The sequence below is a fragment of the Massilia sp. FBCC-B171 genome, from assembly GCF_059134155.1.
In genome coordinates, this window is the sequence record NZ_CP101443.1 from 5237316 (window position 1) to 5259406 (window position 22091).

General features: G+C 60.2%; 12 protein-coding genes, 2 tRNA genes and 4 rRNA genes. 4 read left to right on the forward strand and 14 right to left on the reverse strand.

Annotated features, from left to right (window positions below; all coding sequences use genetic code 11):
• Nucleotides 1-277: 277 nt before the first annotated feature.
• The 14 genes from NMB41_RS23675 to rrf (NMB41_RS23740) all read right to left on the reverse strand — a co-directional run bounded on the left by NMB41_RS23675 (nt 278) and on the right by rrf (NMB41_RS23740) (nt 17438).
• Nucleotides 278-2725 carry a penicillin acylase family protein gene (locus tag NMB41_RS23675; protein WP_494380184.1) on the reverse strand — a complete coding sequence of 816 codons (2448 nt, stop codon included), beginning with the start codon at nt 2723-2725 and terminating at the stop codon, nt 278-280.
• Entirely contained in the window at nt 2635-4281 is a 1647-nt protein-coding gene (locus NMB41_RS23680) for a DUF418 domain-containing protein (protein ID WP_494380185.1), read from the reverse strand. The genes NMB41_RS23675 and NMB41_RS23680 overlap by 91 nt, the downstream gene beginning before the upstream one ends.
• Before the next feature lie 127 nt (nt 4282-4408).
• Complete coding sequence (locus NMB41_RS23685; RefSeq protein ID WP_494380186.1) at nt 4409-5602, reverse strand: alpha/beta hydrolase family protein; 1194 nt, start codon at nt 5600-5602, stop codon at nt 4409-4411.
• 113 nt (nt 5603-5715) lie between these two features.
• Nucleotides 5716-7232 (reverse strand): ISNCY family transposase gene (locus NMB41_RS23690; protein ID WP_494382804.1). Its coding sequence is split into 2 segments (ribosomal slippage): nt 5716-6356 and nt 6356-7232, totalling 1518 coding nucleotides; the frame shifts between segments, so codons are not numbered across the junction.
• Nucleotides 7233-7444: 212 nt separating this feature from the next.
• Nucleotides 7445-7557, reverse strand: a 5S ribosomal RNA gene (gene rrf, locus NMB41_RS23695).
• A 127-nt stretch (nt 7558-7684) separates the two neighbouring features.
• A 23S ribosomal RNA gene (locus NMB41_RS23700) occupies nt 7685-10560 on the reverse strand.
• Nucleotides 10561-10793: 233 nt separating this feature from the next.
• A tRNA-Ala gene (locus NMB41_RS23705) sits at nt 10794-10869 on the reverse strand.
• Nucleotides 10870-10879: 10 nt separating this feature from the next.
• Nucleotides 10880-10956, reverse strand: a tRNA-Ile gene (locus NMB41_RS23710).
• Between the two features lie 86 nt (nt 10957-11042).
• Nucleotides 11043-12575: ribosomal RNA gene (locus tag NMB41_RS23715) — 16S ribosomal RNA — on the reverse strand.
• The 16S, 23S and 5S rRNA genes sit together here with 2 tRNA genes alongside, the layout of an rRNA operon.
• A 467-nt stretch (nt 12576-13042) precedes the next feature.
• The gene (locus tag NMB41_RS23720) at nt 13043-15466 is read right to left on the reverse strand and encodes a penicillin acylase family protein (protein WP_494380187.1); all 2424 of its coding nucleotides are present in this window, start codon (nt 15464-15466) and stop codon (nt 13043-13045) included.
• 141 nt (nt 15467-15607) lie between these two features.
• On the reverse strand, nt 15608-16426 hold the full coding sequence (locus NMB41_RS23725; protein ID WP_494380188.1) for a M48 family metallopeptidase: 819 nt from the start codon (nt 16424-16426) through the stop codon (nt 15608-15610).
• Nucleotides 16423-16878 carry a YbjQ family protein gene (locus NMB41_RS23730; RefSeq protein ID WP_494380189.1) on the reverse strand — a complete coding sequence of 152 codons (456 nt, stop codon included), beginning with the start codon at nt 16876-16878 and terminating at the stop codon, nt 16423-16425. The genes NMB41_RS23725 and NMB41_RS23730 overlap by 4 nt, the downstream gene beginning before the upstream one ends.
• A gap of 1 nt (nt 16879) precedes the next feature.
• Entirely contained in the window at nt 16880-17188 is a 309-nt protein-coding gene (locus NMB41_RS23735; protein ID WP_494380190.1) for a YbjQ family protein, read from the reverse strand.
• 137 nt (nt 17189-17325) lie between these two features.
• A 5S ribosomal RNA gene (gene rrf / locus NMB41_RS23740) occupies nt 17326-17438 on the reverse strand.
• Nucleotides 17439-17582: 144 nt separating this feature from the next.
• On the opposite strand from rrf (NMB41_RS23740), the gene NMB41_RS23745 reads away from it, so the two are divergent.
• The 4 genes from NMB41_RS23745 to NMB41_RS23760 are packed head-to-tail and all read left to right on the forward strand — an operon-like array spanning nt 17583 to nt 22089.
• Nucleotides 17583-19082, forward strand: a complete 1500-nt coding sequence (locus tag NMB41_RS23745; protein WP_494382900.1) for a B12-binding domain-containing radical SAM protein — start codon at nt 17583-17585, stop codon at nt 19080-19082.
• A gap of 55 nt (nt 19083-19137) precedes the next feature.
• Nucleotides 19138-20271, forward strand: a complete 1134-nt coding sequence (locus tag NMB41_RS23750; RefSeq protein WP_494380191.1) for an MlaE family ABC transporter permease — start codon at nt 19138-19140, stop codon at nt 20269-20271.
• Nucleotides 20271-21140, forward strand: coding sequence for an ABC transporter ATP-binding protein (locus NMB41_RS23755; protein ID WP_494380192.1), 870 nt, complete (start codon nt 20271-20273; stop codon nt 21138-21140). The genes NMB41_RS23750 and NMB41_RS23755 overlap by 1 nt, the downstream gene beginning before the upstream one ends.
• Nucleotide 21141: 1 nt before the next feature.
• Complete coding sequence (locus NMB41_RS23760; RefSeq protein ID WP_494380193.1) at nt 21142-22089, forward strand: MlaD family protein; 948 nt, start codon at nt 21142-21144, stop codon at nt 22087-22089.
• The last annotated feature ends 2 nt before the right edge of the window (nt 22090-22091 follow it).

Genomic DNA, 22091 nt, shown 5'->3' on the forward strand with positions numbered 1-22091 from the left:
GTCACTGGCACCTTCATCAAACGCCCACACTTATCGACTGTTAATTTTTAAAGAACTTTATTCGGTGCTTCTTGCTGTTTGGTGCGAATCGTTTTGTTCGCTGCAGCAGAGAGATGAGATTATGCAGTGTTTCGCGTTTATCGTCAACTTCTTTTCTTTTCGTGCACCGCGTTTTCCGCGGTTTCTGCTGTCCACACAACACTGTGTTTCGTTGTCGTTTTCAGCAGGAGGCGAATCATAGCAAAGCCCCGCGCCGGCGGCAAGGCCCGCCGCACACTTATTTCGCCGGGACCAGTTCGATTGTCTGCTGCGCAGCCTTTTCGACCGCACTGCGCGAATACAGCAGCGGGAAATACTTGCCCTCTGACCAGCTCTGAGCGAGGTCGCGGTAATGGGGACTGGCCGGATCGCCCGACTGTCCAGGCGTATTGATCGCCCGCGAATTGTCCCAATTGCCGACGTCGAGCACCATGCGGAAGGACGGGCCGTGGGCCTGCCAGAAGTTCTGCGGGTGATAGCCGGACACGTTCACCGTATAAGCGCCGCCGCCCCGCGGCAGCGGCCCGACGTTCAATAGGGAACGGCTGGCGTGGTCGAGAATGGGCGCCATCGGATGGACGAAATAGCTGAACTGCATCTTGCCCCATTCCCAGCGTTTTGCATCCGCTCCCTGCAAGCGCTCCATGTCCGCCCAGGCGGCGCCCAGGCTGGCCAGCAGCAACGCGTCGCGTTTGGCAGGCGCGTCCGTACCGAAGCGCGGCGCCGGCTGCTCGAGCGTTTGCACCAGCACACTCGCATGCGGCGCATCGACAGCCTGGGCCGCCTGCGGCGTGAGGATTTTTTCCAGGAACATCCTGCCCAGGTGACGCGACCACCACACCTCATACAGCGCAGCTGCGGCCGAGCCCGCACCCTCTTCCCCGTTCCACCCCTGCAGCAGGGTCAAGGCCGCCTGCGTTTTCGGGTCGCGCGAAGACAGGGGTTTCAATAAGGCCACCAGGCGTTGCGCGGTCAGCGAGACCACGTCGTTCTGCAAGCGCTGCATGTCCTCCAGGCTGGCCTTGGGCGTGCGCGACAGCACGTCGGCGATACGCCGCGCCCGTGCATTGTCCGGCCACTCGAAGCCGAGCTTGTGCTCTTTATACGGAAAGCTCCCCGGCAGGTTCATCTCGTTGGCCGAGGCAAACCAGCCCTGCTTCGGATTGAGCACGTAGGGCAGCTTGCTGCCGTCGAGGAAACCCTTCCATTCGTAGCGGCCGTCGCCCGGCACCGGCATCAGCCCGTCCCAGTTCGGCCGCACCGGCGCCAGGCCTCCGGTCACCCAGCCGATGTTGCCGGCGGTGTCCGCATAGGCCTGGTTCTCGGTCGGCGCGCCCCAGCGCGTCATCGCCTTGCGGAACTGCGTGAAATCCTGGGCCTTCATGTAGTCGATGCTGCCGAAATAAGGCGCCATGCCGGGCGCATTCCAGGCGGTGCGTACCGCGAGCGCGCGGCGCTTGTCTGGATCCGTATAGATCACGGGCCCATGCCGCGTAAAGCGCAGTTCGACCGTGACCGGCCGCTTGCCGCGCACCGTGAGCTTTTCCTTCACCACGCGGAACGTCTCCCATCCCCCCTGGTAACGGTACTGCATCGGATTGGCCGGGTTGGTCTCGTAGACGTACAGGTCTTCCTGGTCGATGCTGAAGATGGTCAGTCCAAACGCCACCTTGCCGTTATGCCCGATCGAGACGCCCGGCAAGGCCGGCTCGCCGGCGCCGATGACGTTCAGGCCGGGCGCGTTCAGGTGCACGATGTAGCGCAGCGAGGGCGCACCATAGGCGCGGTGCGGATCGTTGGCCAGGATCGGCCGTCCGGTACTGGTGCGCGAGGGAGCGATCACCCAGTTATTGCTTCCTTCGAGCGTCTCCGCATTCGGCGCGGCGCGCGCAAGCTGCACGGCCTCGCGGCTGAAACGCACGTTGTCGGTCGCGCGCGTAAAAACGTCGAGCGCTTCGTCGGGCAGGCAGGGGTCGAGCCCTTCCGGCACGCGCGTGGTCCAGGCCGGGGACAACTGCGCGCGGATGGCATCGGCGCCCAGGCCGGCGCGGCACACGACATGCGCGCGCTCGAACTCCTGGGTGAGGTTGCGTGTGAGGCCATGGCTGCGAATGCGCACCACGTCTTCCGCGCGCCATTTCGCGGGCTTGTAGCCGAGCTGACGGAATTCGAAGGGCAGCAGTTCGGGCTTGCGCCCGATGTAATCGATATAGGCATTGATGCCGGCGACGAAGCGGGTGCTGGTGTTGCGCGCGTCGGCGCCGTAGGCCTTCCACTCCGCGTTCATGTCGCCCCGGTACAGGAACAGCCGTGTGGCGCGGTCCTGTTCCACATACGATTCACCGAAGACGGAGGACAGTTCCCCCAGGCCGCGGCGGCGCCACAGGTCGATCTGGAACAGGCGGTCGCGCGCCGCATTGAAGCCCTGGACAAAAAAGACGTCGTCCTGGCTCGCGGCATAAATATGGGGCACGCCCCAGGTGTCGACCAGGATACGCGCCGGTTGCAGCAGGCCCGCCGTTTTGATCGGCTGCGCCGCCGCGGGCAGCGCAGCGCCCAGCAGCAGCGCGGCTGCCACAACCCGGAAACGCGACGTCAAGCCGGCGTCCCCGCTGCCGTCAGCGGCGCGGCGGCCTGCAGGCGCATCGGCGGGATGGTCCAGTAGGTCACCGCGCGCCAGAGCCATTCCATCGGTCCATAACGGAAGCGGGCGAGCCAGAAGTGACTGAAGGCGATCTGCAGCACGACGACGACGGCGACGAACAGCATCTGGTCGACACGCGACAAGCCCCAGTTGCCGAAGCCGTAGCCGAAGAAGAAGAGCGAGGCGATCAGGGACTGCGACAGGTAATTGGTGAGGGCCATGCGGCCGAACGGCGCAAGCACGCTGATCTTGCTGAAGGCACTGGCACTGTGCAGCATCAGGATCACCAGGCTGACGTAGCCGAGCGAGGCAGGCAGATTGCCCAGCATGTGCAGGCCCGACGCGAGTTGCCAGCCGTCGGCGCCGTTCGAGCCGGGTATCGGGCGCACGGCAATGGCCGCGCCGAGCACACTCAGTCCGATGCCGAGCGGTATCCCGACCATCGCCAGCTTGCGGAACAGCGGCAAGTGGGCGCGTGTATTTTCCATGATGCCCGAGCGGACGAACCAGCTGCCCATCAGGAACATGCCGATCAGGACCGTGGCGAAGCCGACTTCACCGGGCGCATGCTTGACCCAGCGCTGGGCACGCAGGGTAACGGCTTCGCTGTAGGTGCCGGTGGTCAGGACCTGGGTCTCTTTCTGGATTTCCGCGTTGCGTTCCTTGCGCATCTTGGCGCGCTCGGCCGTACGTTCCTGGGCTTTCTTCGCTTCGGCTTTGGTGACCACGGCTGCCGGCTTCTCGGGGAAGAAATACATCGATGCGCCGGCCGCGGTCATCATGAAGAAGGAGAAGCAATAGATGCCGACACCGAGGCGCCATGCGCGGGCCGGTTTGTCGTGATGGTATTTATTGGTGAAGTAGCCGAGCAAGCACAGCGCAATACCGAATATCGGGAGACCGAAGCGTGCTTCAGGCGGCATGCCGGGGAGAATCCACATGACCACGCCCGCGATCATTGCGATGACGCCAACCAGCAGCAAAATGAAACCAATGACCGGCGTGCGGCCAAAACGTTTTTTGAAGCGCTGGTCTCCGCGCAGCCACCAGCCAGCCAGGCTGAAGAAGGCCAGGCCGCCGGCGATGCCGAAGGACCAGTCCATGCCGGGGATGAAGCCGCAACCGACAGACACGGCGATTGCCGCCATGATCCACCGAGGCCGGCCGTACAGGACGATCAGCAGGGCGACGGCCGCGACCGCGTAGCTGAACAGGATGTCGCCCGACCAGAGGAAGATACTGTGCAATGCGCCGAACACAGCGAGAGCGGCGATGCGGCGCAGGTAGGGTACGAGGAAGCTGCGGCCCGCGCGCTCGGCGCGGGTGAGCATGACGGCGAAGCCCATGCCGAACAGGAGCGAGAAAATGGTCCAGAACTTGCCGACCACGAAACACTGGACGAAATAGCTGACCCACAGGTTGGCGCCGGTCAGGCCGCTCTGCATGCCGGAACCGAGCTGCGATATCGCCCGGTTGAAAAACTCGACGTTCATCAGCAGGATGCCGATCAGGGCGAAGCCCCGCACGACATCGAGCGCTTGAATCCTTTCATTTGCGACCACGGGCGTCAAAGGCGCTCGCACGGCAGGTGTGTCCATCGCAGTCCCCTTTTGGTTTTTGATCAAGCGATCCTAGGCCCGAGGGGGATGGCCGGCGCGCCGTTTGCGACGAAATGCCGAAAAACGCACCTGAGCTGCAGTTTCGCTGTTCAATATGTTCAGGGCATCAGCGCTTGCCTTTGTTGGCAGGCATATATTCCATGCTCAGCGCATGCGGTGCAGCGCCGTTGGCGACCGGCCTGTTGACCAGGTAGGCCAGTCCCGCGCGATCGCTCTTCAGGTAACCGTTCAGGAAATTGAGGATATACCTGGCCCCGAGGCTGTAGGCGAACGATACTTCTTCAGCCGTGTATTCCTTGTATTCGGCGGGATCGTCCAGCCGGTTGTAAGACGATCCGAAATTGACATGCCCCATCGGATACATCGTCAGCAGGTAGACATCTGCATTGGTCATGCCGCTGATGAAGCTTCCGCTCATGTCTTCCTTGTCGCGGATATTGGTTTCCATCGACGCCGGACTCTGTGCGAGGAAGAGCAGTGGCGTTGTGAGCTTTTCGGGCTGGGCGTACTTCGCCTGCATCATGACGGAATTGTAGTAACGTACCGCGCCGTCGATGCACACCAGCGCTTTGATGCGCTCGTCTTTCGCCGCGGCCAGTATATTGCTCAGTCCGCCCCAGCTGAATCCCGCCACTGCGACACGCGTCATGTCGGCCTGCGGCAGGGTCCCCGCATAATCGATCAGGAAGCGTATATCGGCGGCCTGCAGTTCTGCGTGCTTCAGGTCGCGCTTGATCCAGCGGCTGGTTTCGCCGACGGTGGGACCGGCAATCACGATATAGCCATGGCTGGCCAGGAATTCGGCGATGTCGGCATTTTCGAATGCCGTGTTGTTGACGCTGGGTGCGTAGATCACCACCGGAAACTTGCCTGCTTTCGGCAGCGCGTCCTGCACTGCCCACATGGGTTTGCGCCGTTCGGACTCGACCTGCGCAGGACGCTTACCCTCGGTGACCATCTGCAGCCAGGCATCTACCGTCCGCGCTTGCTCGCGCGGCGAACGTTCAAAATCGGTTTCCCATCCGACCAGTTGCAAGTAGCTGTCATACGTAATGCCCTGGCCGCCCTTTTCGGCCGGATACCAGATGACTGTTTGAATGGGCCGGCCCCGATTTTCCGTCTTCGAGAACGCGCTAGCCAGGACACCGCGCTGCGGCGCATACGATCGGGTGTAGTCGTACTGCTTGAGGGTGCGGACACCGACTCCGTGGATGCCCGGCGTGTTCGAGAATTTAAACAGGCTTTCGGCGTGGGTCGCCGTCGAAGCCAAGAAAATGATTATGAAGAGAACGCCGCGCATGCCTGTCCTTGAAAGTGGAGGGTTTTGGTGACCCCTTTCCGGACATTAGCATTTTGATCATCGAAGGTCGATTTTTTAGTGACCAACAACACAAATCATGGGACGAAAAAAAACTAGGACGGCACATTTAGCTTGTCACAAGCTGACTCTAGTTTAGTCAGATAGGCCGCAGGGTTTTTCCTGAAACGGAACCGCAGGCAGCGTGACTGGCGGCGACGTTCGAGCGCGGCGCGTTCGCTGTACCAGCGGGCATGCGACACGGCAGCCAACATGTCCTGTGTCACCGTGCGAGTACGAGTAAAAACGGCAGCGGCCATTCGCACACACCCACTGAGTACCAGGGACGGCGAAGCGACCTTGCGGCCGCTGGCGCGGCGGTCGTGATAACGCAAGCTGCCAAAAGCTTGTTCGAGGGCGTTGTTAGTGCGCGGCAGGCCCGGGATCCGGTAGCAATGGAAAAGATCCAGGCCATACCCGCGGGTCACTCTGATGAAATGGGAAGCGGCCTCGCGCAGTGCTGCGGACAGACCGGCAGCGCTACTTTCCAGTTCCAGGCGGCCGATCCAGTCCTGATAGCGCCCCGCGACAAGGTCGGCTGGCAGTGCGTCACTATTGGCGAGGATGGACGATGCTGCGTGCACCCAAGAAGCGCCCAGCTCAACGTCGGGCCACAAGGTGGCAGTACGTTGAAGCGCCCGCTCCAGCATATCGCGCAGGCGCCTGAGCGCCGTCAGCGCCCCTTTTTTTCGGCGCTTCGCCGCACACTGGCATGGATATCAGTGAGATGTCGATGCAGGCGCAATCCTGCAAACACCAGTGGCGGATGCGCGTCTTCGGTCATCGCACTGCGCACGGCGGCGCAGTAGCCGGTCACCACATCGGCTGCTGCGCCGCCATCAGCGGCGGCGCATTCGAGCGGGCGTACCCCCCGTACCAGTTTTTTCAGCTCTTTCTTGGCATGCCGATCTGCCTCCCACAAAGGGCTGGCTGCCTCTCGTAGATAGTGGAATTGGCATAGTTGGTGTGCCACACCCGGCAGGGCAGCGGCGACAGCGTGCCGAACACTGCGCTGACCGTCGGATACCACGGCAATCACCGGGACCGGCAGCGCCCGAGCCACTTGCTCGATCAACGGTTGCAGTTCCGATTTGGCCGACGACAAAAGGCTGCGTGCGCAAAGCACTTCGCCCGACAGCACTTCGCGCACCACCCATAACACTTCATGGCCGACATCGGGCTGCAAACCATCGATCGCCAAAATGGCGTGTCCCTGTGCCGCCAGCTTCGCGCCGCGCTCGGGAAGCGTGTCCAGAGAGAGGCTGAGTAATATGTCGTAGTGCGCCAGCAAATTGGACACGCTACGCTCGCCCAGCGTCACGCCGTCCTGCAGCAAGCGTTGATGGATTTCGGCACGGGATCGGTGTTCCCGGTATCGCAGCTGCCCGACACGCAGCACGACATCGAGACCGAATTCCTGATCAGGCAATGCCCAGCTCCCTTCAGCTTCGGGATGGCACACTTTGTGGAATCGTTCACAAGAGCTGTTTTGACAGCGGCGAATCTGCAGCCGAAGCAGAACCAACCCGCTCATCGTCATCAGCTTGCGCGTCTTGGTGTACGCCACTGGCATCGCATGCCCGCATGCAGCGCAGTGGGTCAGGGTAACCGGGAGCCGGTGCTCACTTTCGGCGTTATCACGAGCAATGCGTCCAGACATGGCAACTCTCCTTCATGCATGTCCGTTTGACCACGGTCGGGAGAGAAAAGTCCGGCACAAGCGGAATGTGCCGTCCTAGAAAAAAACCCGCTCAGATCACTGAGCGGGTTTTTTCATTATAACTAGCCTGACGATAACCTACTTTCACACTGGTTGCAGCACTATCATCGGCGCAAAGTCGTTTCACGGTCCTGTTCGGGATGGGAAGGGGTGGGACCGACTTGCTATGGTCATCAGGCATAACTTGTACGAGCTGTGTTCACTGATGCGAACAAGGCTCTGAATCTGGAAGAAGTAGGTTTTTGGTAGTGGTGCGTATCAACAAACAGCACTGTAATCTTACTTTTATAACCTGCTAAGGTTATAGGGACAAGCCGTACGGGCAATTAGTACTGGTTAGCTTAATGCATTACTGCACTTCCACACCCAGCCTATCAACGTCCTGGTCTCGAACGACCCTTCAAGGAGCTCAAGGCTCCGGGAAATCTCATCTCAAGGCAAGTTTCCCGCTTAGATGCTTTCAGCGGTTATCTCTTCCGAACTTAGCTACCCGGCAATGCCACTGGCGTGACAACCGGTACACCAGAGGTTCGTCCACTCCGGTCCTCTCGTACTAGGAGCAGCCCCCTTCAAATTTCCAACGCCCACGGCAGATAGGGACCAAACTGTCTCACGACGTTTTAAACCCAGCTCACGTACCACTTTAAATGGCGAACAGCCATACCCTTGGGACCGGCTACAGCCCCAGGATGTGATGAGCCGACATCGAGGTGCCAAACTCCCCCGTCGATATGAACTCTTGGGAGGAATCAGCCTGTTATCCCCAGAGTACCTTTTATCCGTTGAGCGATGGCCCTTCCATACAGAACCACCGGATCACTATGTCCTACTTTCGTACCTGCTCGACTTGTCGGTCTCGCAGTTAAGCACGCTTATGCCATTGCACTATTAGCACGATGTCCGACCGTACCTAGCGTACCTTCGAACTCCTCCGTTACACTTTAGGAGGAGACCGCCCCAGTCAAACTGCCTACCATGCACTGTCCCCGATCCGGATAACGGACCAAGGTTAGAACCTCAAACAAACCAGGGTGGTATTTCAAGGATGGCTCCACGAGAACTGGCGTCCCCGCTTCAAAGCCTCCCACCTATCCTACACAGATTGGTTCAAAGTCCAATGCAAAGCTACAGTAAAGGTTCATGGGGTCTTTCCGTCTAGCCGCGGGTAGATTGCATCATCACAAACATTTCAACTTCGCTGAGTCTCGGGAGGAGACAGTGTGGCCATCGTTACGCCATTCGTGCAGGTCGGAACTTACCCGACAAGGAATTTCGCTACCTTAGGACCGTTATAGTTACGGCCGCCGTTTACTGGGACTTCAATCAAGAGCTTGCACCCCATCATTTAATCTTCCAGCACCGGGCAGGCGTCACACCCTATACGTCCACTTTCGTGTTTGCAGAGTGCTGTGTTTTTATTAAACAGTCGCAGCCACCAGTTTATTGCAACCCGTTCACCCTTCCACAGTAAAGTGGTCAAGCTACAAGGGCGTACCTTTTCCCGAAGTTACGGTACCAATTTGCCGAGTTCCTTCTCCCGAGTTCTCTCAAGCGCCTTAGAATACTCATCTCGCCCACCTGTGTCGGTTTGCGGTACGGTCTCGTATGACTGAAGCTTAGAGGCTTTTCTTGGAACCACTTCCGATTGCTTCGCAGCATAAAGCCGCTCGTCCCACTCCCTTGAATTCCGCGCCCGGATTTGCCTAAGCGCCTTCTATGAAGCAGAAACTGACTATTCCAACAGTCAGACAACCTTCCGCGATCCGTCCCCCCATCGCATCATACGACGGTGCAGGAATATTAACCTGCTTCCCATCAGCTACGCATCTCTGCCTCGCCTTAGGGGCCGACTCACCCTGCTCCGATGAACGTTGAACAGGAAACCTTGGGCTTACGGCGTGGAGGCTTTTCACCCCCATTATCGCTACTCATGTCAGCATTCGCACTTCTGATACCTCCAGCATCCTTCACAAGACACCTTCGCAGGCTTACAGAACGCTCTCCTACCATATCTATTGCTAGATATCCGCAGCTTCGGTGACTGGCTTAGCCCCGTTACATCTTCCGCGCAGGACGACTCGATCAGTGAGCTATTACGCTTTCTTTAAATGGTGGCTGCTTCTAAGCCAACATCCTGACTGTTTTAGCCTTCCCACTTCGTTTTCCACTTAGCCAATCTTTGGGACCTTAGCTGGCGGTCTGGGTTGTTTCCCTCTTGACGCCGGACGTTAGCACCCGACGTCTGTCTCCCAAGCTCGCACTCATCGGTATTCGGAGTTTGCAATGGTTTGGTAACTCGCAATGAGCCCCTAGCCATAACAGTGCTCTACCCCCGATGGTGATACTTGAGGCACTACCTAAATAGTTTTCGGAGAGAACCAGCTATTTCCAAGTTTGTTTAGCCTTTCACCCCTACCCACAGCTCATCCCCTAATTTTTCAACATTAGTGGGTTCGGACCTCCAGGGCGTGTTACCGCACCTTCATCCTGGCCATGGGTAGATCACTTGGTTTCGGGTCTACACCCAGCGACTGTCGCCCTGTTCGGACTCGATTTCTCTACGGCTCCCCTATTCGGTTAACCTCGCCACTGAATGTAAGTCGCTGACCCATTATACAAAAGGTACGCCGTCACGGAACAAGTCCGCTCCGACTGTTTGTATGCACACGGTTTCAGGATCTATTTCACTCCCCTCCCGGGGTTCTTTTCGCCTTTCCCTCACGGTACTGGTTCACTATCGGTCGATTACGAGTATTTAGCCTTGGAGGATGGTCCCCCCATGTTCAGACAGGATTTCTCGTGTCCCGCCCTACTTGTCGTACGCTTAGTATCACCGTTCGGATTTCGTGTAAGGGGCTATCACCCTCTATGGCCAACATTTCCAGGTTGTTCCACTATCCAATCGACTATCACGTACAGGCTCTTCCCATTTCGCTCGCCACTACTTTGGGAATCTCGGTTGATTTCTTTTCCTGCAGCTACTTAGATGTTTCAGTTCGCCGCGTTCGCTTTGCATACCTATGTATTCAGCATGCAATGACCTAAAAGGCCGGGTTTCCCCATTCGGAAATCTGCGGATCAAAGCGTGTTTGCTCGCTCCCCGCAGCTTATCGCAAGCTACTACGTCCTTCATCGCCTGTAATCGCCAAGGCATCCACCATGTGCACTTATTCGCTTGTCCCTATAACGTTAGCTCCTGGCGACTAACCAGGAAGCGTTTATAAGAATAAGAGTACAGCTTGTTGCATGTTTGTTGATTTGTACTACTACCCTGAGCACGCACTGTCGTGCGTACTCAATAAAACTTTACTTCTTCCAGATTGTTAAAGAACAGAACAACAGTTAATCTCTAAAAGATCAAACCTAAACCCACGGGCTTACGTTTGCACTTTCAGTATTTCGGTACCAAATGAATGGTGGAGGATGACGGGATCGAACCGACGACCCCCTGCTTGCAAAGCAGGTGCTCTCCCAGCTGAGCTAATCCCCCTGGGTGTGACTGGTAGGGCTGGTTGGGCTCGAACCAACGACCCCCGCGTTATCAACACGGTGCTCTAACCAGCTGAGCTACAGCCCCGAAACTGTGTTCTTTGTTCAACAGTCGATAAGTGTGGACGTTTAATGATGAGTTCAGTTTTGAGGCTGACTCCGGTGCTACTCTAGAAAGGAGGTGATCCAGCCGCACCTTCCGATACGGCTACCTTGTTACGACTTCACCCCAGTCACGAATCCTACCGTGGTAAGCGCCCCCCTTGCGGTTAAGCTACCTACTTCTGGTAAAACCCGCTCCCATGGTGTGACGGGCGGTGTGTACAAGACCCGGGAACGTATTCACCGCGACATGCTGATCCGCGATTACTAGCGATTCCAACTTCACGCAGTCGAGTTGCAGACTGCGATCCGGACTACGATACACTTTCTGGGATTAGCTCCCCCTCGCGGGTTGGCGGCCCTCTGTATGTACCATTGTATGACGTGTGAAGCCCTACCCATAAGGGCCATGAGGACTTGACGTCATCCCCACCTTCCTCCGGTTTGTCACCGGCAGTCTCATTAGAGTGCTCAACTGAATGTAGCAACTAATGACAAGGGTTGCGCTCGTTGCGGGACTTAACCCAACATCTCACGACACGAGCTGACGACAGCCATGCAGCACCTGTGTTACGGTTCTCTTTCGAGCACATCTCGATCTCTCGTGACTTCCGTACATGTCAAGGGTAGGTAAGGTTTTTCGCGTTGCATCGAATTAATCCACATCATCCACCGCTTGTGCGGGTCCCCGTCAATTCCTTTGAGTTTTAATCTTGCGACCGTACTCCCCAGGCGGTCTACTTCACGCGTTAGCTGCGTTACCAAGTTAATTAAAACCCGACAACTAGTAGACATCGTTTAGGGCGTGGACTACCAGGGTATCTAATCCTGTTTGCTCCCCACGCTTTCGTGCATGAGCGTCAATCTTGACCCAGGGGGCTGCCTTCGCCATCGGTGTTCCTCCACATCTCTACGCATTTCACTGCTACACGTGGAATTCTACCCCCCTCTGCCAGATTCAAGCCTTGCAGTCTCCATCGCAATTCCCAGGTTGAGCCCGGGGCTTTCACGACAGACTTACAAAACCGCCTGCGCACGCTTTACGCCCAGTAATTCCGATTAACGCTTGCACCCTACGTATTACCGCGGCTGCTGGCACGTAGTTAGCCGGTGCTTATTCTTCAGGTACCGTCATTAGTAAGAGATATTAGCTCCCACCGTTTCTTCCCTGACAAAAGAGCTTTACAACCCGAAGGCCTTCTTCACTCACGCGGCATTGCTGGATCAGGCTTGCGCCCATTGTCCAAAATTCCCCACTGCTGCCTCCCGTAGGAGTCTGGACCGTGTCTCAGTTCCAGTGTGGCTGGTCGTCCTCTCAGACCAGCTACTGATCGTAGCCTTGGTAGGCCTTTACCCTACCAACTAGCTAATCAGATATCGGCCGCTCCAGGAGCATGAGGTCTTGCGATCCCCCACTTTCATCCTTAGATCGTATGCGGTATTAGCGTAACTTTCGCTACGTTATCCCCCACTCTTGGGTACGTTCCGATATATTACTCACCCGTTCGCCACTCGCCGCCAGGTTGCCCCGCGCTGCCGTTCGACTTGCATGTGTAAAGCATGCCGCCAGCGTTCAATCTGAGCCAGGATCAAACTCTTCAGTTTAATCTCTGTTTGTCGAGGACACTGCTGCCCTCGAATCCGTCCCATTGGTCCGGATTCGCTCACTCAAAATACTGACCGTTATCCCATTGCTGAGACAACGTATTTCTTTTTTTGTGAACATTTGATAATTTAAGTAATCAGTGACCGAAGTCACTGGCACCTTCATCAAACGCCCACACTTATCGACTGTTAATTTTTAAAGAACTTGTTTGGAACTGCCTTGCTGTGTTCTGCGAATCGTTTTGTTCGTCAGCAGCAGAGGAAGAAGAGTATGAAGCTTTTCATGATTCTCGTCAACCTCTTTTTTGCTACACCGCAGAATTTTGCGGTTCCTTCTGTCAACACAACTACTTGATTTCGTTGTCGTTTTCAGCCGGGCCGCGTAGGCGGAGGCGAATTATAGCGAAGGCTCCCCACGGTCCGCAAGTGCTTTCTTGCGGACCGCGTTTTTACGACAAGGCCGCTCCTCAATCGGCCTTGAGCGTCGTCGTCCGGTACATCGGATCGGCCTTGATCTTGTCCTCCGCAAACGGCAGCACCGGCCACTCCTTGCGCGAAAACACGGCAGTCTGGTCGGCATAGTGCGGCGACTTCGGATCGGTCGACTGGCCATAGGTCAGCATGGCCTGGGCCACCGGCCCCTGGTCGTCGAACGTCACCGTCTGTATATAGCTCTGCCCCCAGTGCACGCCGTTATACCCGGTCGCGCTCAAAGGATTGCGCATGGTCAGCGAGTTATAGGAGCCGTCGATGTTGCCGATGCCGCCATGCAGCGGGATGCGCACCGCATTCTTGGTTTCGGTCTGATAACTGCCCAGCGGGGCGTCGACTGCGATACCGAGGCCCTGCAGCTTGAGCGCGGCGGCCTTGAGGGCGGCGAGCATGGCCGGCACGGCATTCGGTGCGACGCCATGCGGCGTGTTCACGGGGTCGGCCGGGTTGAACGGTACCGCCCACTTGTTGGGGATGGCGGCGGCGCTGTTCCAGAACTCGCGGAACAGCACGGCGCCGCGGCTGTCGATGTTCACGCGCCGGTCCCAGGCGGCAAGCGCGGTGCAGGCCTGGAGCAGGACGACGTCGCCGCTGCCGGTGCAGGCCGGCAGTAATTGCGGCAAGACCAGCTCGGCTGCGTGCAGGCGATTCGCAAAGGCCAGCGCCTGCATGTCCGGCAGCGCGATCTTTTTGGTCGACGCCATCTCCTCGAACTGGAGGAAGCCGATCCGCGTACGCAGGCTCTGCTCGACGCCGGCGCGGCCGTACAGCGGCGAATAGCCGAAGGGCGCCGGCCCGGTCAGCAGGGCCTTCGGATTGTTCAGCCAGTAGCTGTCGTTCGAGTTGCCGACGTAATCGGTGCGGATCGTCCAGGGACCGTTGACCGGCGAATAGATCCCGGCCGGGGCATTCGCATCCTGGCCCCAGGCGCAACTGCTGCGCGAACCGTCGAACAGCAGGGCCGCCTGCAGCAGCAAACACCCGTTGCCGAACTTCTGGGCGCCCATGTGCGGCACCACGCTGGCGTCGGCAAACAGCACGTTGCCGTCGCGGTCGGCGGCCAGGGTATTCACCCAGGGCAGGCCGATCGTCTTGTCGAGCGAGGCCTTGATGGCCTGCACATTGTTCGCCCTGCCGATGCCGAGCCATTGCTCGAGCATGCGGGTGTTGTTGCGGTTCGGGTCGGCCAGCACATAGGCGGCGTTCGCCGTCCAGGTCATGCCCGCCTCCGGCTTGACGATCACCGCGCCCTGCTGGCTGAACCAGAAGGTCTTGCTGCGCTTGACAAGCGTGCCGTCGGCCTGCAACAGGTCGACCGAGACCGTTTTAGAACTCATCTTGTTCGACGCGCCGTCAACCATATAAGTGGTGCCGCTCGTGTCGGCCGGGTCGAGCGCCAGGCGGAAGGTGGTGAAGTGCAGCGCCGTGGTCACCGTATGGCTCCAGGCAATATCGCGATTAAAACCGATCACGATTGCGGGAATCCCGCCGATGATCACGCCCATCGCATCATATTTGCCGGACACGGTCAGGTGGGCCTGGTAGAAGCGGTCGGCCGAGGTCCAGGGATAATGCGGGTTGCCCAGCAGGAGGCCGCGTCCGTTGGCGGAAAGCTCCTTGCCGACGGCCAGCGCATTGCTGCCGATTCCCTGGGTATGGAGTTTATTCAGCCGCGCTACCAGGAAGGCAGGATCGAACTTGCGCGCGCTCCTGGCGGCGACCGTCGCGGCGGCCGTCCTGCCGGCGGCCACGAATTCTTTGGCAAATACCTGGCCGGTCGCGTGCAGGGCTTTCTCGGCCATGATCAGATACATGTCGTCGACCGTGATTGCGCGCACCCACTTGGCGTTATTGCAGGCGGCCGGATACTGGCCGGCGAAAGTCTTGATATAGCGGTTGTAGCCTTCGACATAGCCTTCGACCAGTTCGCGCGGCTCGGCGGCACCGGCCGCGTAGTTGGCGCGCAGCTGCTCGATGTCGAGATAGCCGCGGAAGAAGAAGTCGCTGTCTTCGTTTTTCAAATCCATGAAGCCGCTGGCGGCGCCGTATTCGTCGCCGCTGCGCTGCGGTGCGCGCTTCTCTCCGCCGAAGAATTGCGAGCGCTCGCCGCGCACCGTCAGCACGGTATCGGCGAACATGCAGACATTGTCCTGCGCATAGGCGTAGGCCAGGCCATACCCGAGGCTGCGGAAATCCCTGGCGCGCACGTGCGGCACGCCATGGGTAGTGCGGGCGACGTCGACGTCGATGCGCGAGGCGGTGGTCACCGGAGGCGGCGTGGCCGGCGCCTCGCCGTCGGAATGATTGCTGTTGCAGCCGGCCAGCGCCAGCAGCAGCGTGATTGCGGCGCCATGGCGCAGCGCAGGAAATGGATGGAATGGGACGTACTGACGTTTCATGTGGGCGCTTTCTGCGGGATCCCCGCCTGGCGAAATGAAAGACAAATGATTCCTCGATGGCAGGCACGGCCATCTTGACTGGGGGAACCAGTTTGAACGTCAGGCAATACCAGGCAAGCTGGCAAAGTTGATGGGTTCGGCTTATTTCGGAAAGGCCAGGGGTAACACCGCACCCGTTTTCATCCCGGCCCGGCTGGCAGCGCTTCGGATGGCCTCGATGCGCGCGCCCATTGCCGGATGCGAGGTGAAATAGTGGGAACCGGGTAGCGCGTCCGCATCTTTTGCGCGCAGTGCCTCGAAGAACTCGGTTGCGGCGCCCGCATGGCCGTAGCGACAGGCCAGGACCCGCAAGGCCATGGCGTCGGCCGCCGACTCGCGCGCCCGCGAATAGCTGGCCTCGCCCAACTGCTGCACGGGGGCCAGCACGCCGCCCACCGCTGAACCGTCGCCGGTCAGCAAGGCGGCCAGCCCGAACAGCACGACAACCCGTCCCAGGGCGCGCAGGTGGTCGCGGTGCGACAGGTGCGCCATCTCATGCGCCAGTACGAAGGCCAGGCCGTTTTCCGAGCGCACCTGGTCGAGCAGTCCTGAAAAAACGTAAATGGTCCCGCCGGGTACCACCATCGCGTTCGGCACCTGCGACACGGTCCAGCGCACATTCGCCGGCCCACTGAATCCGGCGCAAGGCCGCAGGCTGTCGACCAGCTGCTGCAGGCGGGCGACCCGCGCGCCCTCCAGCCCGCCAAGCACGGGTGGCGTGCTGGGGGCAACGATGCGCGTCAGCGAGGCCTCGGTTTCCGGCCCCATGCGATCGACCACTGCATCGACCAGGAAGCCCAGCAGAAAAAACCCGAGCAGCGCCAACGCCGCCAAAGCGCCTAACAGCCACAGAAAGTCCTTGAGCGGATGCTCGCGGCTGACGTTGTCGTTCTGCGGGGGCAGCGAGGGCGCGTATTTCATGCCGCCGGAGCGACCCAGATGGCGGTGCCGAAGGCGAATACCTCGACGGCGGCCACGCCACCCTCCGTGCTTTTCGCGAGCGGGGCCGTCTCCAGGCGCAGGTTCACGATCTCGTGGGCGTCAGGACAGCTTTCCTTCAGGCGCAGCACCGCTTCGCGCTTGGCGCGGTCGAGCAGGCTTTCATAGGACTTGACCGGGCCGCCCACGAAGCTGCGCAGGGCTGCGGCGGCGCGCTTGAAATGGTCGACCGAGACAACCACGCTGCCGGTCACGAGTTCGCAGCGCAGCGCCTGGCCCGGCAAGATCGGAAGCCTGGCGGCGGTCGTCGGCAGGTAGAGCATGACCTTTTCGCGCGCGTGGATCGAACGGTAGTGGCGTTTTTCGGCCATCTGCCCGAAGACGAAGCCCAACAACATCGGCACGATCCATATCAGGAACAGGAAAATTTCCATGTCAGTCGACCGTCACCGCCGTGCCGTACACATAGATCTCGGCGGCGCCCACGGCCACCGACGAGGTGGAGAAGCGCACGTTGACGATGGCGTTCGCCCCCATTTGCTGGGCCTGGGATTGCATGCGCGCGATCGCCTCGACGCGCGATTCTTCCAGCAGTTCGGTATAGCCGCGCAGCTCGCCACCGACCATGTTCTTCAGGCTGGCCATGATGTCGCGCCCGACGTGCTTGGCGCGCACGGTGCTGCCCGAGACGATGCCGTGGCTGACCGAGATGGTTTTGCCGGGAATGATTTCAATATTACTCATCAACATGGTGAACGTCCCTTCCTGATCGAAGATGCATTCTAGTCATGCCTGAATAATAATTACAATGAGGAAAGCATAAAGACACTGGCGAAAAAAAACCCGCTCAGATCACTGAGCGGGTTTTTTCTTTATAACTAGCCTGACGATAACCTACTTTCACACTGGTTGCAGCACTATCATCGGCGCAAAGTCGTTTCACGGTCCTGTTCGGGATGGGAAGGGGTGGGACCGACTTGCTATGGTCATCAGGCATAACTTGCTGGGAGGCTGTTCCACAACTGGGCAACAGATCCCTGAATTCCGAGCCGTATTCTAGCAGGCAACAACGGGAAGCGCCAGCACGGATTGCGCGCGGGCGCGTAAAATGGTCCCTTTGCCCGAAACGCTGCCCGCCATGACCATCCTGTTGTCCACCCTGAACGCCCGCTATACCCACGCCTCGCTGGGACTGCGCTACCTGCTGGCGAACATGGGCCCGCTCGGCCCGGACACCCGGATCCAGGAATTCGTCATCGGCGCCAAGACGACGGAAGTCGTCGAGCGCCTGCTGGCAAACCACCCGCGCATCATCGGTTTCGGCGTCTATATATGGAACGTGGAAGAGACCACGCGCGTGGTCGCCATGTTGAAACGCGTCGCGCCCGAGGTGACGATCGTGCTGGGCGGGCCGGAAGTATCGTACGAGACGAACGAGCAGGCGATCGTCAAGCTGGCCGATTACACCGTCACCGGCTGGGGCGAAGTCACCTTCCCCAAGCTGTGCGCCGAGATCCTGCAAGGACCGCAGCCCCTGATGAAGGTGCAGGCCGGCGTGCAGCCGCCGGTGGCCGACCTCGTCCTGCCCTACTCTTTATATAGTGACGAAGACATCGCGCACCGCACGCTGTACGTGGAAGCTTCGCGCGGCTGTCCTTTCAAATGCGAGTTCTGCCTCTCGTCGCTGGATAAAACGGCCTGGCCGTTTCCGCTGGAGGCTTTTCTCGCGCAGATGGAATCGCTGCATGCACGCGGCGCGCGCCTGTTCAAATTCGTCGACCGCACCTTCAATTTGAACGTCAAGACCAGCATGAAGATCATGCAGTTCTTCCTCGACAAGCTCGAAGCCACTCCGGAGGACCCGGTCTACGCCCACTTCGAGCTGGTGCCCGACCACTTGCCGGAAGCGCTGAAGGAGATGATCGCGCGCTTCCCGGCCGGCGCCCTGCAGTTCGAGATCGGCATCCAGAGCTTCAATCCGGAGGTGCAGGCCCTGGTGAGCCGGCGCCAGGACAATGCCAAGGCCGCGGACAACATCCGCTGGCTGTGCCAGCACTCGCAGGCGCACCTGCACGTCGACCTGATCGCCGGCCTGCCGGGCGAGGACATCGCCAGTTTTGCGCGCGGCTTCGACCAGCTGGTGGGCCTGGGCGCGCACGAGATCCAGTTCGGCATCTTGAAACGCCTGCGCGGCACGCCGATCATCCGCCACACCGAGCCGTATAAAATGGTGTACGACCCGTATCCGCCCTACACCGTGCTGGCAACCAGCCTGATCGACTTCCCGGCCATGCAGCGCCTGGTGCGTTTTGCGCGCTACTGGGACCTGGTGGCGAACTCCGGGCGCTTCGCCAACACCACGCCGGAACTGCTGGGCGTGCGCCCGTTCGAGAACTTCATGGCCTTCTCGGACTGGATCTATACCAAACTTGACGCCACCCACCGCATCGCCCTTGAGCGGCTGGCCAAGCTGGTGGCCGAGTGGCTGCAGGTGACGGGGATGGCGCGCGAACGCGCACTGGCCCTGGTGGCGAGCGATTATGCGGGCAGCATGGACGGCGCCGGCAAGAAGGAACGCCCTGTCAATACAGGCGCCGTGGCGGCGCCGGCCAGGCAGGTGCGCCACCTGGCCGCCTGAGCACGCGAATTCCTCCTGAATGGCAGAGACCGCAAATTCCTTTTACACTGCAACAATGCAGATTGAAAATACGCCAACATTAACCATCGAACACTCCGCCGGCGGCGCGGCGCAATCTGTCATGGCAAGCGGGGTCTGGCAGGTGCATGCGCTGAGCCAGAAGGGCATGCTCAAGAAGATCAACCGCACCCTGCTCGGCCTGAAGAAGAAGCCGAACCTGGCCTGGGACCTGAGCGGCGTCGAGAGCATCGACCACATCGGCGCCCAGATGTTCTGGAACGCCTGGGGCAAGAAGCGCCCCGCGCAGTTGGTGCTCGACCCGCGCCAGGAAGAGCTGTTCGCGCGCGTCGAAGAGGCCAGCCGCCATACCCTGCCGCGCCACAAGGTCAGCCCCCTGAACTGGATCATCGTGCTCGGCGCCGGCCTGATGAGCTTTTTCGAGCACCTGCACGGCTTCATTGAACTGATCGGGCGCCTGATCCAGGACCTGGGCCGCTTCATCCGCCGCCCGAACACGGGACCGTGGCGCGAGATCTCGGCCAACATCTATCACTCCGGCTTCCAGGCGCTGGGCATCACGGCGCTGGTCGGCTTTTTGATCGGCGTGGTGCTGTCCTTCCTGTCGGCCCAGCAGCTGCGCCAGTTCGGCGGCGACATCTACCTGGTCGACATCCTCGGCATGAGCGTGGTGCGCGAGCTCGGTCCCCTTCTGGCGGCGATCCTGGTCGCCGGCCGCTCGGGTTCTTCGATTACGGCGCAGCTGGGCGTGATGCGCGTAAACGAGGAACTCGACGCCATGCTGGTGATGGGCATCTCGCACGGCTACCGCCTGATCATGCCGAAGGTGGTGGCGCTGGCGATCGCCATGCCGCTGCTGGTGGTCTGGACCGACGCCATGGCGCTGCTGGGCGGCGCCATCTCGGCGAAAATCGAACTGGGCCTGTCGCTGCGCTACTTCCTGCAAAAGCTGCCGGACGCGGTGCCGCTGGTGAACTACACGATCGGCCTGTTGAAAGGGATGACCTTCGGGATGCTGATCGCGCTGGTGTCCTGCCATTTCGGCCTGCGCATCAAACCGAACACGGAAAGCCTGGGGCGCGGCACCACGACCTCGGTGGTCACCTCGATCACGGTCGTGATCCTGGCCGACGCCGTGTTCGCAATCGTCTTCTCCGGGGTGGGATTCTGATGGCCGAACACCAGCGCGCAGCTCAGCAACTGAACCTCAAGCCGGAAGAAGACGTCGGCCCGCCGGTGGTCGACATCCGCGGCCTGTGGACCAAGTTCGGCAAGACCGTGATTCACCAGGACCTGAACCTGGAGATCTATTCCGGCGAGATCCTGTCGATCGTGGGCGGTTCGGGCACCGGTAAAACCGTGCTGCTGCGCCAGATGCTGGGCCTCGAACACCCGTCGCGCGGTTGCGTGCGCGTGTTCGGCGAAGACATCAGCGAAGCGGGACCGGAGCAGCTGCAGCGCATGCGCAACCACTGGGGCATGCTGTTCCAGCAGGGCGCGCTGTATTCGGCGCTGACCGTGTTCGACAACATCGCCCAGCCGATGCGCGAGCTGCGCGCCCTGCCCGAGGACGTGATCCGCGACGCCGTGCTGCTGAAAATGGACATGGTCGGCCTGGGCGCGGAACACGCCAACAAGATGCCGTCCGACCTGTCGGGCGGGATGACCAAGCGCGCCGCCCTGGCACGCGCGCTGGCGCTGGAACCAAGGCTGCTGTTCCTGGACGAGCCGACCGCGGGCCTCGACCCCGATGCGTCGGACGCATTCGTGACGCTGATCCAGGCCCTGCACCGGGAACTGAAACTGACCGTGGTGATGGTCACCCACGACCTCGATACGCTGTTTGCGCTGTCTTCGCGCATCGCGGTCCTGGCCGACAAGCACGTGCTGGCCGTCGGGCCGTCGCGCGACGTGCTGCGGGTGGACCATCCGTTCATCAAACATTTCTTCCTCGGCGGACGCGGGCAACGGGCACTCGAAGTGCTCGACGAACGCGACGAGGAACGCGACGAAGCCGCCGAGGAAAAACAAAAGGAGTGACATGGAAAATCGATCGTATGCACTAATGACGGGCATCTTCACGATTGCCCTGCTGGTGGCCACCATCCTGGCCGGCCTCTGGCTGAACCGCGACAAGACCGAGCGCTCGCCCTATGAGATCGTCACCACCCAGTCGATTCCGGGCCTGAACCCGCAGGCGACGGTGCGCTACCGCGGCCTGGAAGTGGGCCGTGTGGAAGAAATCGTGTTCGACCCAAAAGTAACGGGCCAGATCCTGATCCGCCTGTCGGTCGAAGACGGCTCCCCGATCACGACCACCACCTTCGCCTCGCTCGGCTACCAGGGTGTGACCGGCATCGCCTTCATCCAGCTCGACGACGACCGCACCGGTTCGCCCCTCCTGAAAACCGACCCGGATCACGTGGGCCGCCTGCCGCTGCGTCCGGGCCTGCTGGACCAGCTGGAAAAGCGCGGCATCGCCATCCTCGACCGCACCGAGCAGATCACGGCGCGCATCAACAACCTGATGAGCGACGAGAACCAGAAGACGATCATCGGCGCCTTCGACAACATCAGCAAGGCGGCCGCCGCCTATGGCGCGATTCCGGAAAAACTCGGTCCGACCATCGACCGCCTGCCGGCCCTGGTCGAGAAGGTTGACCGCAGCGCCGACGCTTTCGGCGCCTTTTCCAACAGCGCCAAGGCGACCGCCGACAACTACAACAGCCTGGCCACCAGCCTGCAGGCACCGGACGGCCCGATCAACCGCCTCAATGGCGCGATCGGCTCGCTGCAGGGCGTGACCAGCGACCTGGAAGCGGAAACGCTGCCGCACCTGACGCGCATGACGGACGAAGCGCGCAACGCATTGCGCTCGGTACGGCGCACCGCCGATTCGCTGTCGGACCGCCCGCAAGGTATCCTGTTCGGCAATCCGAACATCCAACCCGGCCCCGGCGAACCGGGCTTCGTCGCCCCGACCAAATGAGG